The sequence below is a fragment of the Paenibacillus planticolens genome, from assembly GCF_013141725.1.
Classification (GTDB): domain Bacteria; phylum Bacillota; class Bacilli; order Paenibacillales; family NBRC-103111; genus Paenibacillus_E; species Paenibacillus_E planticolens.
In genome coordinates, this window is sequence record NZ_WHNZ01000007.1 from 212,787 (window position 1) to 226,490 (window position 13,704).

14 protein-coding genes are annotated in these 13,704 nt (G+C 44.8%); 1 reads left to right on the top strand and 13 read right to left on the bottom strand.

Annotation, left to right across the window (positions count from 1 at the left end; translation table 11 throughout):
- Positions 1-7: 7 nt before the first annotated feature.
- The 10 genes from GC097_RS01500 to GC097_RS01545 all read right to left on the bottom strand — a co-directional run bounded on the left by GC097_RS01500 (position 8) and on the right by GC097_RS01545 (position 9,514).
- Positions 8-856, bottom strand: a complete 849-nt coding sequence (locus GC097_RS01500; protein WP_171681573.1) for a carbohydrate ABC transporter permease — start codon at positions 854-856, stop codon at positions 8-10.
- Positions 853-1,737 carry a carbohydrate ABC transporter permease gene (locus GC097_RS01505; protein ID WP_171681574.1) on the bottom strand — a complete coding sequence of 295 codons (885 nt, stop codon included), beginning with the start codon at positions 1,735-1,737 and terminating at the stop codon, positions 853-855. Before GC097_RS01505 ends, GC097_RS01500 begins: the two co-directional genes overlap by 4 nt.
- A gap of 25 nt (positions 1,738-1,762) precedes the next feature.
- The gene (locus tag GC097_RS01510; RefSeq protein ID WP_171681575.1) at positions 1,763-3,025 is read right to left on the bottom strand and encodes an extracellular solute-binding protein; all 1,263 of its coding nucleotides are present in this window, start codon (positions 3,023-3,025) and stop codon (positions 1,763-1,765) included.
- Between the two features lie 184 nt (positions 3,026-3,209).
- On the bottom strand, positions 3,210-4,337 hold the full coding sequence (locus GC097_RS01515) for an ROK family transcriptional regulator (protein WP_171681576.1): 1,128 nt from the start codon (positions 4,335-4,337) through the stop codon (positions 3,210-3,212).
- Positions 4,338-4,712: 375 nt separating this feature from the next.
- The gene (locus GC097_RS01520; protein WP_171681577.1) at positions 4,713-5,195 is read right to left on the bottom strand and encodes a GyrI-like domain-containing protein; all 483 of its coding nucleotides are present in this window, start codon (positions 5,193-5,195) and stop codon (positions 4,713-4,715) included.
- 56 nt (positions 5,196-5,251) lie between these two features.
- Entirely contained in the window at positions 5,252-6,199 is a 948-nt protein-coding gene (locus GC097_RS01525; RefSeq protein WP_171681578.1) for a helix-turn-helix transcriptional regulator, read from the bottom strand.
- A 50-nt stretch (positions 6,200-6,249) separates the two neighbouring features.
- A complete protein-coding gene (locus tag GC097_RS01530; RefSeq protein ID WP_171681579.1) occupies positions 6,250-7,149 on the bottom strand; it encodes an SDR family oxidoreductase in 900 nt (299 codons plus the stop codon).
- 132 nt (positions 7,150-7,281) lie between these two features.
- The gene (locus tag GC097_RS01535) at positions 7,282-8,253 is read right to left on the bottom strand and encodes an AraC family transcriptional regulator (protein ID WP_171681580.1); all 972 of its coding nucleotides are present in this window, start codon (positions 8,251-8,253) and stop codon (positions 7,282-7,284) included.
- Between the two features lie 41 nt (positions 8,254-8,294).
- Positions 8,295-9,242 carry an alpha/beta hydrolase family protein gene (locus GC097_RS01540; protein ID WP_171681581.1) on the bottom strand — a complete coding sequence of 316 codons (948 nt, stop codon included), beginning with the start codon at positions 9,240-9,242 and terminating at the stop codon, positions 8,295-8,297.
- A complete protein-coding gene (locus GC097_RS01545; RefSeq protein WP_171681582.1) occupies positions 9,239-9,514 on the bottom strand; it encodes a hypothetical protein in 276 nt (91 codons plus the stop codon). The genes GC097_RS01540 and GC097_RS01545 overlap by 4 nt, the downstream gene beginning before the upstream one ends.
- On the opposite strand from GC097_RS01545, the gene GC097_RS35465 reads away from it, so the two are divergent.
- Positions 9,472-9,639: a YczF family membrane protein gene (locus tag GC097_RS35465; protein ID WP_512699039.1), complete on the top strand. Its 168-nt coding sequence runs from the start codon at positions 9,472-9,474 to the stop codon at positions 9,637-9,639. The genes GC097_RS01545 and GC097_RS35465 overlap by 43 nt on opposite strands.
- Here GC097_RS35465 and GC097_RS01550 read toward each other — a convergent pair.
- The 3 genes from GC097_RS01550 to GC097_RS01560 are packed head-to-tail and all read right to left on the bottom strand — an operon-like array spanning position 9,636 to position 13,602.
- A complete protein-coding gene (locus GC097_RS01550; RefSeq protein ID WP_171681583.1) occupies positions 9,636-10,745 on the bottom strand; it encodes a GerAB/ArcD/ProY family transporter in 1,110 nt (369 codons plus the stop codon). The two genes, GC097_RS35465 and GC097_RS01550, sit on opposite strands and share 4 nt — an antisense overlap.
- Positions 10,746-10,778: 33 nt before the next feature.
- Positions 10,779-12,014, bottom strand: coding sequence for a Ger(x)C family spore germination protein (locus GC097_RS01555; protein ID WP_312875593.1), 1,236 nt, complete (start codon positions 12,012-12,014; stop codon positions 10,779-10,781).
- Positions 11,980-13,602: a spore germination protein gene (locus GC097_RS01560; protein ID WP_171681585.1), complete on the bottom strand. Its 1,623-nt coding sequence runs from the start codon at positions 13,600-13,602 to the stop codon at positions 11,980-11,982. Before GC097_RS01560 ends, GC097_RS01555 begins: the two co-directional genes overlap by 35 nt.
- Between the last annotated feature and the right edge of the window lie 102 nt (positions 13,603-13,704).

The window sequence follows — 13,704 nt, forward strand, 5'->3', positions numbered from 1 at the left end:
AAAGTATTTATTCCTTTACCCCGCCTGAAGTCATTCCGGTAACGAGATATTTTTGGAATGCGATTGTGATAATGAGAGGCGGCAAACAGGCAAGCACACCGCCAGTTGCTACCATACCAAAATCGACTGCGTTTTTTCCGCTGAATTCTGCGATCGCGACAGGGACTGTTTTGGAGTTAAGACTAGAAGTGAATAATAATGAGAAGAAAAATTCGTCCCAGGCGAGAAGAAAGGCGAAGATTCCCGTTGCCATCACGCCTGGGCGCACGATGGGGAGAATAATAAGCCTCAGTGTTTGAAATCGGCTGCAACCGTCCATATAAGCGGCTTCATAATAATCTGCAGATAAAAACTTAAAATAACTTTGCATGATCCAAATCACATACGGGATGATAAAAGTTAAATCAAGGAAAATTAATGACCATCTTGAGTCAATCATTCCCGACTTCTGGAGCATGGTAAACAGTGGAATAACGATGACGACCGATGGAATCATATAGGTGAATAAAAACATATACAGCATCTTTTGTTTAAATTTAAATGTATATCTCGCAAAAGCGTGGGCGGCCAAACCGCCAATTAACAGTGCGATGATCATTGTGCACAGGGCGACTATAAGGCTGTTGTACATGGAAATACGAAATGCGTACGCCATGTTATTCCCTTCATTGGCAAAGATGTCTATATACCTTTGAAACGTTATATCTTTCGTAACCCATTTTAACGGCACAGCTGTCAAGTCTTTTTGAAAGGATATGCTGGAAATCAGCAACCAGACAAAGGGGGCGAGCGTACAAAAAGCTACCAAAACGCCGAACACGTACTGAATAACTCTGAATGTTTTGCTGCTTTTCATGCCGATTCTCCCTCTGCCTTTAATGTTTTGACATAAACAAGGGTCATCAGTCCTATCATGATGGCGATCAGGAATGAAATCGTAGCCCCTTGCGAGAATTGCAAGTTGTTGAATGCTTTCACGTAGGCTTGATAAGTGAGTACCTTTGTTCCATCAGAAGGTCCTCCCATCGTCAATGCATAGACAAGATCAAACACTTTGAAAGTTTCCATCGTTCTCATGACGATAATCACCAAAATCATCGGCTTCAAATGAGGAAGCGTCAGTATGAAAAATCTCCGTATCATGTTTGCGCCGTCAACACTTGCAGCTTCGTACACCGATTTATTGGTCATCTGCAGCGAGGCCAACAGGAAGATGACGACAAGCGGAGTCATCTTCCATACGTCGGACACAATCACCATGTTCATCGCGAGCCACGGTTTGCTGAGCCATGATTGGTAATGCGGGATGATATGCAATTGGGTCAAGAAAGCGTTCAAGGCTCCGTACTCCGGGTGATAAATCCATTTCCACATGGCGCCGTTCACAATCGTCGGCACTGCCCACGGCAGAATGATGATTGAGCGCAGAATGGCCATACCTTTAATCTTCTCGTTTACTAACAAAGCAATCATCAAACCGAGCACGATTTCTATGCTGATCGATACAAAGGAGAAGTAGGCCGTTCTTCCTGTGGAAGCCCAGAACGTCGAATCCGTTAGAGCATTTATATAATTTTGCAGCCCTACAAAATCCCCCATCGATTCTACGGTAAGCGACATGCTATACAAACTTAATATAAACGTATAGATCAATGGAAAAAGGACGATTCCGAATACCACCAAGATAGCCGGAGTGATGTTAAACCAGGCATAGGCGCTATCACTCATTCTTCGCATGAGGCTTCCCTTCCCTTACTCTTCCTTATTTGCTTTCGGAGATTTTTATCGCTTTTTGCTGTAAGGCATCCAACGCCGCTTGCACGGTAACGGAACCGTTCAACGCTTTGCTTATCGCGACCTGCAATTCGGTGGAAAACTCGCCGTACCATGGAACAACCGCGCGGTTAACCAAATAGCCGTACTGCGTTTTCGATAAATTCACAAGATCTGGATTGGTTGCGATTACGGCTTGATCGTCAAAAAGCGACTTCCATATCGGGAGGGCATCTTTCGCATATTTCTTCTGAAAATCCTTTGCCGCCAAGAACTGAATATATTTCCACGCTGCATCCGCATTCTTGCTTCCTTTCGGAATCGCGAGTCCCATTCCACCGTTCACTGTTGCGCTTGCCATTTTGGATGTGCCGGGGCTTAGTGCAATTCCCACTTTTCCTACAACTTGGGATTCCTTCGAATCATTATTCGCCATGTCATACATATACGTCCAGTTAAGCGCAAACGCCGCTTTACCGCTGGAGAAAGCACCTCTCACGTCTTCTTCCAAAAATTCGAGCGAACTTGGATTGGAAAGTCCCGACTTAAGCGATTGAACCATGAAATTAATAGCTTCCACATTGGCGGGACTATTGACGGTAGGCTTGCCATCCGTGACCAAATGACCGCCGAAGGACTCCGTGATCGACGTCACATCGCATACCAGCGCCTCGGCTTGCTTCCACGACCAAGCAATTGGAAAATCCACAATTTTCTTGTCTTTCAAAATCTTCGCGTCGGCAATCAGTTCATCCCATGTTTTCGGCGGAGCGGCAATACCTGCTTGCTGCAGCATTTCTTTGTTATAGAAGAGATACTTCGTATCGTTCAGCCACGGCATGCCATACAATTTGTTGTTGTAAGATACCGCATCGAGCGCACCCTGAAAAATTTCCTTCCGATCGCTGTCCGGCAGCTTATCTGTAACGTCCATAATAATGCCGGCTTTGGCGAATTTTGCAGTCCAAGGAGCATCAATCAATACAACGTCATAGCTGCCCCCGCCTGTGATGATTTTCTGTTCCAACGCCTCATAAGGCACAAAGATAGGCTCTACCTTAATCGTTGGATTTGCTTTCATGAACTCGTCAGTAGCCTGCTGCGTCGTTTCTTCACTGTACCCCGCCTGCTTCATAAAAATGGCTTTCAACGTTACATCTTTGTTGTCTGTTTGACTCCCCTTGGTTGAGCATGCTGCTAGTGATCCGAAACTCAATGTAGTGGCCAACACTAGAACGACAGATTTGTTCATATGCCTTGCCTCCTTCACTCATTTTTCATGTATTTGATGAAAAATGTAAGTAATCACGCCGATGGCGTCGGCATTCCGCCGAGCAGAGCAGGTTCTATCATCGTTAGGATCGGTTTTAATTGCTTACTTTTTTCGAAATACCGCGAATTGATACCGCTTACATAACGTTATTCCTAACTTCGGATCATTCATTTTCTTGAATTTGTTCAAAAGCGTATGTAATCGCACCAATGGCTCCGGCATTTCCCCCGAGCAGAGCTAACTCTATCTTCGTTTCAATGGGAGTTGAATTGGCAACTTTCTTCTTAATAAGATCTAAGAAAGGTCCGAGCAATTCGGAAATCTCTCCTCCAATAATCACTTTCTCGGGATTCATCAGGCTAACAATATTGGAGATGGCGGTTGATAAATGAATGATAAACTCATCCACAATGGCACTGGCTCGCTGATCGCCGGATAAAGATAATTGAAATAGTTCTTCTGGCGAGTATCCGCTCTGGGCAAGCGCCGTGCCGGAAATTTTATTTTCCAACAAGCCGAATTTTTCAGCATCATTGACGATATTGTTTCTTACTTCTTCCGGGGTGACAAAATATCCGATTTCTCCGGCGGCATATCGATGCCCGGTAATTAATTCACCGTTGGCGATAATCGCGCTGCCTAGTCCAGTACCGATGGCGATAAATACGATATGGCTTGCATTGCCTCCGGACCCTAGCCATTTTTCCCCAAGAGCTGTGCAATTCACATCGTTGTTGAAAAACAACGGGAATGTAAAATGAGGCTGAAGCTCCTGTCTCAAATTTACATTTTTATACCCCAGAGCAGGTGCATCGTTCATTAGGATGCCATTCTCTATGTCAATTGTACCCGGAAGACTCACGCCCATGCCGATAATCTCGCTCGACTCTAGAGGAGATCTTTCTATACAGGTTTGAATAAGTTCAATCAAGACCGAAAATTGTTTTGGAATCGGATGGGTCTCTTTGAAAACTACATTTCCGTCTAAATCCGAAATCAGAATGAGCGTTTTGCTGCCACCAATATCGACGCCGATCCCATATGCCGACTTGGTGTTAAACCCTAGCTTCATCCCCCGGCGCCCGCCTTCGCTTGTCGAGCTGCTTAAACCTAATTCTTTAACAAATTTTTTATGGATCAATTCATCTACGATCAAGGAAACTGTCGAACGGCTTAGATGCAATTTTTGAGCAATTTGAGCACGTGTGATAGGTTCATCTTCGCGAATGAGTCTTAGAACAAGAGAGCGGTTCACCTTCTTGATCATCTCCAAGTTACCCGTTTTGGCCATGGCAACCTCCTTGCAGCGTTTTGTTTGTCCGACGTAAAAACTAACTAAACCTAGTATATATTCGGCTCCTAATTTATGTCAATACAATCTTTGATGATGTTACTTCTATGTCAAAATAAGGGAAAAGCTCCCTCTAAATGGACTGCAGAAACTTGTCAGATCCATTTAACAGGAAAAACTCCCGCTCTTTGCGCCGATTTCATGAGAATTCTCTGAATCCGGTCAAATTAACGGGAGTTTTTTCTTTTATATTACTTACGTGGTCCTCTTCCGAGTCATTTAGAGGGAGATTATCCAGTTATTTCACTACGACTTCTTCGTCATGCTCAGATTTGGAGCCCTCAAGAATCTACTTATGAGGCAGCCTATATTTACCTACTTAATTGCTATAAAAATCTGTATCTGCGTCTCAGCGGGATCCCAATTTCTGGTGTCATACAGCTCGTAATCCCCGGTAAATGTTCTTACTTCTCCTGATTCCTTAAAATAAGCCCAAATGGTTCCCCACGCCTGCGCGACCACTTCATAGACAGGGCCCTTTTCAGCCGTAAATACTAAGTATTTGCTCGCTGGTACTTGAGCGGTATGGAACTTGTCCTCATTTTGCGATTTATCGCCGGTTGCTTCGTGCCCAATCAGAGTGGTGTACGCGCCTGCGGCATCACTTTCATACTCCGTGTAGAGCGCATAAATCAAATGGGAATTGATTGTCGAGGTTTGCGACGTGATTTGGCTTTGAAAGTACGTTTCCCACAGCTGTGGCAGCCGCCGATTCGGACCCGCTTCGTCCGCGTTTGTTGTTCGTACATGTACACCTGTTAGTGTTATTGCTGGTTGCTCCGTGATAAATGTTTGCATAGATTCGTCCTCATCTCCTTGTATTTATCATCAGTATACAGGGAGAAAGTGGACACCTATCTGTCCAGTTTCTTATAACGCTCCATAATTTTTCGTGCCCGATTTACCATTTCTTCGGCTATGTGGAGCGGTTCCTCGACTCTGACATGTTCACCGTAACTAAGCAGCATGCCGTACAGCCATTCATCTTCGGTGAAGGTTCCTTTTACCTGTAAAGAACCATCCTCTTGTCTTGTAACTAGCTCCGGATCGAAGGAGTCCCCAACGCGGTGCCGAACTTTCGAATCGAACAGAAATGTCATCTCTTGCAAATTCGTATTCGACCAATCCGACTCCCAGGCGTAGCCCTCCAGCGAAGGAGCTTGTTTTCTTACAAAGGATTGCTCCAGCACCCGCAGCTCCTGGATGCGAGATAATCGAAACACTCGAAATTCACTTCGAAGCGTGCAAAAAGCCTGCAAATACCATAGGTATCCTTTTAAAATTAAAGCTGCAGGCTCAACGATTCTCTCACTCTCCGTACCGTTCATGTTCAAGTATTTGAAGCTAACCTTGCTTGTATGCTCAATCGCCTGTCTCAGGCAGTTCACTTTCTCCCGCGCAGCAGGTCCTTGCCCCCACGGATTGAAATCGAAAACAATTCCCGTTCCCTGCTGCTCCATTTGAAGGCGATCTACCCGACTGAGCAGCGCCTTTACCTTATCCAGTAGAGTGCCAAACATACGGTCATCCACGGCTGTATGTATCCCTTTTACCGCCGCGACGATCGCTTCAATTTCACTGAGCGTTAGGAATTGCCGAGCCATGGTGTAGGGTTCCATGATTTCAAATCCGCCGGAGATGCCCTGATGGGCCACAATCGGAATGCCCGATTGATTCAAGGTCTCCATATCCCGATAAATCGTCTTCGTCGAAACTTCAAAACGGTCAGCCAATTCTTTGGCACTAACACGCCCGCGATTTAAAAGCAGCACTGTCATTGCCAGCAAGCGGTCAATTTTCATAAGAAATCAGCATGATGCCCCATCCTTCTATAAATATATGTCGTTCTTCATCAGCTCTTAAAATAATAATCCCCTTCCAGATCACTCAGAAGATCTGCATGCTCAGGCTTCCACCCGAGCAGTTCTTGGGTCAACTTACTCGAAGCCTGAATGTTCTGCGAAGCGAAATGCGCCAGCCAACCAAAGTGACCAGGAGCAGCTTCCATCGACTTGCTGATCACAGGCAAATCGAGGCGGCGGCCGATATTTGCTGCGATCTTGCGAATAGACACACCTTCCTCGCCGATTGCATGCAGTTTGGAGCCTGCTGGAGCAGCTTCGAGTGCCAGTCGGAAAAGTCGTGCAGCATCCAGTCGGTGCACAGCGGACCAGTGGTTTGAACCTTCGCCGACATAGGCTGAGGCGCCTGTACGCCGAGCGGCATGAATTAATGCCGGGACAAAACCGCCACGGTCACCATCGCCATGTACCGAAGGCGGGAGCCTCAACACGGATACACGCACGCCTTTAGCAGCCAAGGAAAGAGCCTCCTCTTCAGAAGGGATACGGTGCTTGCCTGCTGTGTTGACATCAGGAACATCTTCCTCTGTGCCAATTCGACCAGGTGTTAGATGACCAATCACGGAAGTAACAACCAAAGGGCGGTCAGAACCGGCAAGCGCTTCTCCGAAAGTCTGAACGGCGCGTTGGTCCGTGAATCCAGCAGCCGCCATGTTAGAAAAGTCGTGGTTGAAGGCGGTATGAATGACACCATCCGATACTTTCGCACCGCTTCTAAGACTTTCGAGATCATCCAAAGAACCACGGTGTACAGATGCTCCGACTTTAAGGAGAGAATCGGCCGCTTCGGCCGAGCGAGCCAGACCAATGACTTCGTGCCCTGCTCTTAATAATTCACTTACTACGGCAGAGCCTATAAAACCAGTCGCTCCAGTTACAAAAACGCGCATAAAGAACCCCCCACTAATTATCAGATCTACTTGAACCGACGAAGTGATTAAAACGAAATCGAATTCGTGGTTACAAGGTTATTTTAGAACACTTCCTTTCCCGATGATTGCCTATTCTGCTTCACTTTTTGCCTATTTCAACGAAAGATTCGAATCCATAGTCACTTCTTGGCGTAATCCTGCAACGTCTCTTTTGGGCGGACTTCCAAAAAGGCGGCTGTAATCTCTACTAAATTGCGAGGGACTAGCGTAGCCTACTAAATAGCATGCTGTAGTCGCATCCATAGATTCGGATACCATTAATCGTCTCGCTTCATGCAGACGAAGTGCTTTTTGGTATTGTAATGGACTCATGGAAGTAAGGGACTTAAAGTGCACGCGAAAAGTGGATTCACTCATATGTACCATTTCAGCCAATTCCGCAACTTTCATTTGAAGGGTGAAATTATTGCGAAGCCACGCAATTGCTTTCGTAACTGAATGCGCTTCAGAGCCTGCATAACCAAGTTCGGCGATCCGAGCTCCAATAGGGCTGCGCAGGACGCGGATCAAAATCTCATCCATAACAAGGGGGCCGAGTAATTCAGCATCACTGGCATTGGTCACACATTCCACAAGTCTGGCTGCAGCGTTAATCATCCCTACATCGGCGTTAAGAATGTAACCCCCGTTCCATTTCGTTGCGGCAGGTACACCCTGAGGATATATTCTGAGGGCCAATTCCGCAATTTTCTGCGGGTCAAGAACCAGTTTCACACTTAGGTAAGGTTCGAAATGGCTAGCGTGTGTGACCTTCAAAGCAATCGGCAGCGCAACAGGGAGCAACAGGATTTGCGATTGATGGAATCGATAGACCTCATGCCTTACTGTCACGGTCTTAGCCCCTTGTGCAACAATTAACATGGAGGGCAAGTCGAAAGTTTTCACATCGTCCTCATTTGCTCGAGAAAAACGGCTCACGGACAAACCAGGAATGCGCTGGCTAAAGGAACCGTCATATGGAGCTTTGCCACTAATCAAGTTTGCCAAACGAACCGTTTCTACAGCAAGAGATTCCTTACCGTTCGCAGGTGTAGCCAGTGTATGTTCGGATTGGGTCGTCATTAGTTTGTTAACACCTCCAATGGCTCCATCCTGTCTTGTATTCAAATTGTTGCCGCGGTCTTAACCGACAATATCCACTGTGCTATATCTTCTACAACAGTTCTGTCCACGGTTTGCGGGATATTATATTCCTCCCAAATGTCTTTCAACGTACCGTACACAGCTGTCATAAACATATGATTCAAACCGGGATAGAGCTTGAATGTGGCATTCGGGTGGTCTTTTAACATTTCACGGAATCGGTCGAAATCTTTTTCTACGGAAACCTGTACATCTTTATCACCCTGAATGACGAAAATTGGTTTTTTGCTTTGCAATAAATAATCTTTGATTGGATGCTGCTTCATTTCTTTCAGATACCAAGTATAGACAGAACCGAACAAAATGGTCTGTTGCGCCATCTCATCCGTCATTTCGGATATAGCATCAAACTTGTCTTGCAGTTCTTTTACCTGCTTGAAGGCTATCTCTTGTTGAGATTTTTCAAGCTGCTGTATGGAATCTTCATTTTGGTTAATGATGACTTCTTCAAGCGTTCGGGAAGTACCGGCTAAGATTAATACTCCTGCCAAGTCGCCGCCTTCGGCTTCGATTCTGGGGGCCAGCATCCCGCCTTGACTGTGCCCAATCAAGAAAACGCGGTTTGCATCCACGCGAGGATCTCTCTTTAGCATTTGGACAGCCATAATCGCATCCTGAATGATCTCTTCTTTTACTGTAAGTTTGCCGCCGAGTTCTTGAATTAACTGCTTGCCATAGGTATACGTGCGTTTATCGTACCGGAGCGATGCAATCCCTTCCTTGGAAAGTCCGTCCGCAAGGTCTCGAAACAGCTTGTTTGCGCCAATCGTTTCGTCTTTATCCAAGGGACCGGAGCCATGCACAAATACAACTGCCGGGACTTTGTCGTCAGTATGAGAATCCGGCAACGCCAAAATTCCTTCCAATGGGTAGGCTGCGTTTGCCATAACCGTAACTTGTTCGATCATTTTTTTAACCTCCTGTCCACAATTAAGTAATTCCATGCAATTGTTCTATTATCCTGCCAGACGCCTTTCAGATCCATTTGTAAAATGGACAATAAAAACCAAAAAGAATGGTAATCATAAACGGTGAGCTGTAGCTGAAAAACAACGATCGATTTTATGACTGGAGCTGCCGATGATGAAAATACTGCTGCTGGCTTTCTTAATGTTTGTATTAACCACTGCTTATGCAATGGCCATTGATCTGTTTTCGGGGATAAGTCTGCACTACTCAATCCGAGGCATGTTAAGCACGCTGAGAATGCTGTCGCCTGCAGAGATCGTTATTTTGATAGTAATCGTAATGATGTTACTGGCACCGCCTCTTCTGTCTCGATATCTCAACAAATCAGAGAGTTAAGGGCTGGTTTTCGTACGGCTCCAGTACTGTCGAAGCCATGAGATCAGGAGTAGCAGGATCGGGATAACCGTTTGGAAAGGAAACAGCAGAGAAAACGGAACGAATTTAATTCCTTCCTTCATGTGTTCCGTGAAAGAGCTGGCAATCGTCATGGAACTGAAAAGAATGACGACACCAATCGGTAAAACAAGTTTCTTCTGTTCTTTAATCTTAAATAAATCTGCGATCGCCAAAACTGACGCATAATAAAACATAGCGATCTTAAAGAAATCACAAATAATAAAGGTTAAAATCGCGATCGCGTCGAAGCGCTGCAGGAAGTCTGCAATTTTTACAATACTGATCGTTAATAACAAAGGAAACGCATTGCGACTTACCATGTTGTAACCAAGTACGGAGATTTCAAGCGTAATCGTATAACTTAATACGAGACCGCCCAATACCATGGCAAATAGACCGGTTTTCATAGCAGTGTGAGATTTTTGCAGGTACGGGAACAACATTGTAAAACAAATCATTTCCCCGAATGGGAAAGCCAGCGTCTGCGGAAAAGCTTCGGTCCAAATCGGTTTCCAACCGTTTTCGAGTACGGGCAATAAATTTTTAATCTCTACGAGACCGGACAACCAGACAAGCCCGTTGCCCATGATCCCCAAAAAAACCAAAATCAAAAAGAAGATCTCCCCTGTTCTTACCAGAACTTGAACCCCTTTATACAACACATAAGCAATAACAATAAACATGATGAAGTTCACAACAAATAGCGGCGTTTGATCATAAAGAGCCGTTACCAGCAAGTCCCCGGCATCTCTCAAATCTCTTGCGGCACCATAAATAAACAGAAGAAGATATAGTAATCCTACAAACCACCCGATATACTTTCCAAGTATTTCTCTCAAATATCCGGTTAACGGCAAGCCCCTATGCCTATGAAATAAAGTGACATAGACACTATACAGGATCAATCCTCCAATCAGACCAAGCAAAATGGCAATCCATGCATCCTTCTTGGCAGCTACCCCAAGACTCACAACTATCGCAGTTCCGAATTCAAATAGAAGGATGAGCACAAAGTATTGCCACGCGTTGATTTTCATTTTTTCCATAAGCATCAAACACCTTCCCGCGACTGCACGAACTTATTTTTTGTAGAAATAAGGCTTTGTCACTAAACCGGTCCTGCGTATATAAGCGGTCACCTCAACATTTACAGGAACTTCGGCAAATGTAGTGCTCCAGTCACCCTTGAGCTTTTTCCATGCCTTTGGGTTTTCCATGTTCACATATTCCCCAAAACCAAAAATATCAGTTCTTGCTTTTTGTGCTTTCTGAACGGCTGCGAGCACCATTCGTTTCGTCTTTTCAGCAAATGCATTCTCTAATTTCATTATTTCTTCAGGATCACTCAGATCCAGACCGCATCTTACTTCAGCGACGTCGCCTTCTTCTTTGATCTCGATATCAATAGAAGGTTTCCCAGCAGTAACTTTTGCGTGCAGTTTTGTTTTTGACCGGAGAACAATGATATCGAGTGAATTTTCTTTTTGTTGACAATCGAGAGTGACAATCGTATTCTTCATTTTATTTAATGTCCATTCTGTACCGTATAACTCGTCTCCATCTAACCATGTTGCTAATTTCATATCCTTGAATACCGCAATTCCGCTAATTGCAAGCATCGCTTTTGGTTCCGTTGTCCGAAGATTCGTTTGTTGCCTTCCGGATTTAGGGTTGCCCAATATTTGTATACCGCTAATGCTAAGTTCTTTCCCTTCACTGACGATCATTTTTATGACGTCTACCACTTCGCTGCTCATATTCGACGAAAATTCACTTGATGCTAATTTTAATTGATCCACAACGGAGGTTCCGGGTACTTTTTCAATGGGAGAAAGGATGTCGATAACGGATTTCGCGTCCCCATTTCTGGCGATAAGTACATTAATGTTCAGCCTGGCCTCGTAAAATCTTTCGATAAAATCAAAGAGCTCCTTTATGCCGTCTTGAGCTAACGTCTCTCCGATGACCATTAGACGTACGTGAGAGAAAAATATCCTCCGCGGCAGTTGCTTCGAAACATTAAGAGTAGCCTCACGAATCGTCTTACCCGCCCCATAATACACGCTTACAGGCAGTGAATATCCGCCGCCCCCGCCGGAAGATTTGCCTGCTACTTCCGAAGGATTAATAATTTGAAAAGAGACGCGGTACTCATCATCTTGCAATTTATCCACGCCTATGGCGGAAACAATGGATAGATCCGATAGCTCTCTCCGGTTCCAGCACCCCGTCATCATCATCGTTCCCAAAAGGATTAAGATTAATAAAAACCGTTTAACGTTAATAATGGTCTTCATCTTCATTCCTTTCTCCATGATTACTGAAAGAGGATGGGTTCCCTTTCCAAGGCTGGTTATTTTTCTTAAATTTGAGTAGTTTAGACTTCACGATGACCGACCAATGTGGCAAACGAATCAGAGCATCTTTTTGATCGAATAGATTGAATGGCGCGAAAGGCGACAAATAAGGTGTCCCGAACGACTGCAGGCTGGTCATATGAGCAATAAAAAAAATCGTCCCCATCGTAATGCCGAAAGCACCGAAGCTTGCGGCCAAAATCATCAGGATGAAACGAAGCATTCTTGCAGTTATGGCAATATTGAACGCAGGCGAAGCGAAACTGGCAATTCCGGTAATAGCAACAACAATGACCATAGCCGGGGAAACAATACCAGCTTGTACCGCTGCTTGACCTAAGACGAGCGCGCCTACGATGGAAACAGCTTGGCCGACAGAACGGGGCATACGAACGCCCGCTTCCCGCAAGATTTCAAAGCTCAGTTCCATCATCAATGCTTCAACTAACGCGGGGAAAGGAACCCCTTCTCTTGAAGAAACAAGACTGAACAAGAGCTGTGACGGAATCATTTCCTGATGAAATGTGATCAAGGCGATGTAGATGGCAGGTCCCATGATCGATATAAAAAAGCTGATATAACGCAGCAGACGCACAAATGTTGCAAAATCGAAACGATGGTTATAATCATCCGGAGATTGGAAAAATTGAGAGAAGATCGTTGGTACAATGAGTACGAATGGTGTTCCGTCCACGAATATGGCTACTCTTCCTTCAAGAATATTGGCGGAAATAATATCGGGACGGTCCGTATTATAAATGGTCGGAAACGGCGTAAATGTCTGGTCTTCGATCAATTCTTCAATATTACCGGTCTCTTTAATGGAATCGATGTCGATTTCACGAAATCTCTTCCTAACTTCTTTTATTAGATCCTCATTGGCAATGCCATGGAGATACAAAATAGATACATCTGTTGGCGTGATTGTTCCGATTTTAATATTTTCCAACCATAAATTCGGATTTCTGATGCGGCGGCGGACAAGCGCGATGTTGGTGCCGATCACTTCGGTAAATGCATCTTTAGGACCGCGGATAACAACTTGCGTCGTAGATTCCGAGATTGGTCTTTGTTCTCCTCCTCTGGTGTTGGCGCTGATGGCTTTATCGGAACCGTCAATCAAAATAACCGTATCGCCAGACAAACATGACATCATCATATCGCTCCATGTATCCATCGTGTTCAATTCATGGATCTCTAGAGCATGATCTCTTAAAAAATGCAATAAGCTCTCGTGCGGATTTACGTTTGTCAGCGACAGATCCAGGTTTTCACTACCCAGAAAATGTCCCACAAAATGCGTGATGGCATCTTTGTTGACTAATCCATCCATATAAACGGCAGCTGCTTTAAGCACGGACTCCGTGCCTAGGTGGAATTTACGTATGATAATGTCAGGGCTATAACCGAATTCCTTCTTCATTTGATCGATATTCGTTTGCAAATCGGTGGACAGATTCCGCTTTCCCGAATTGGTTTCGAACTCTTTTTTCGGATTCTGGGATTTTCTGCTCCATTGTTTGCGAAATTGTTTCCAGAATGACATATTCAAGCTCCGATCGAAGATTTAGGCATATTCTTTCCTGTCGGGATTCTCCTTATACATAAAATGGTAATGGCGAGGCTAGATGAAAAGAGGAACTCCGTT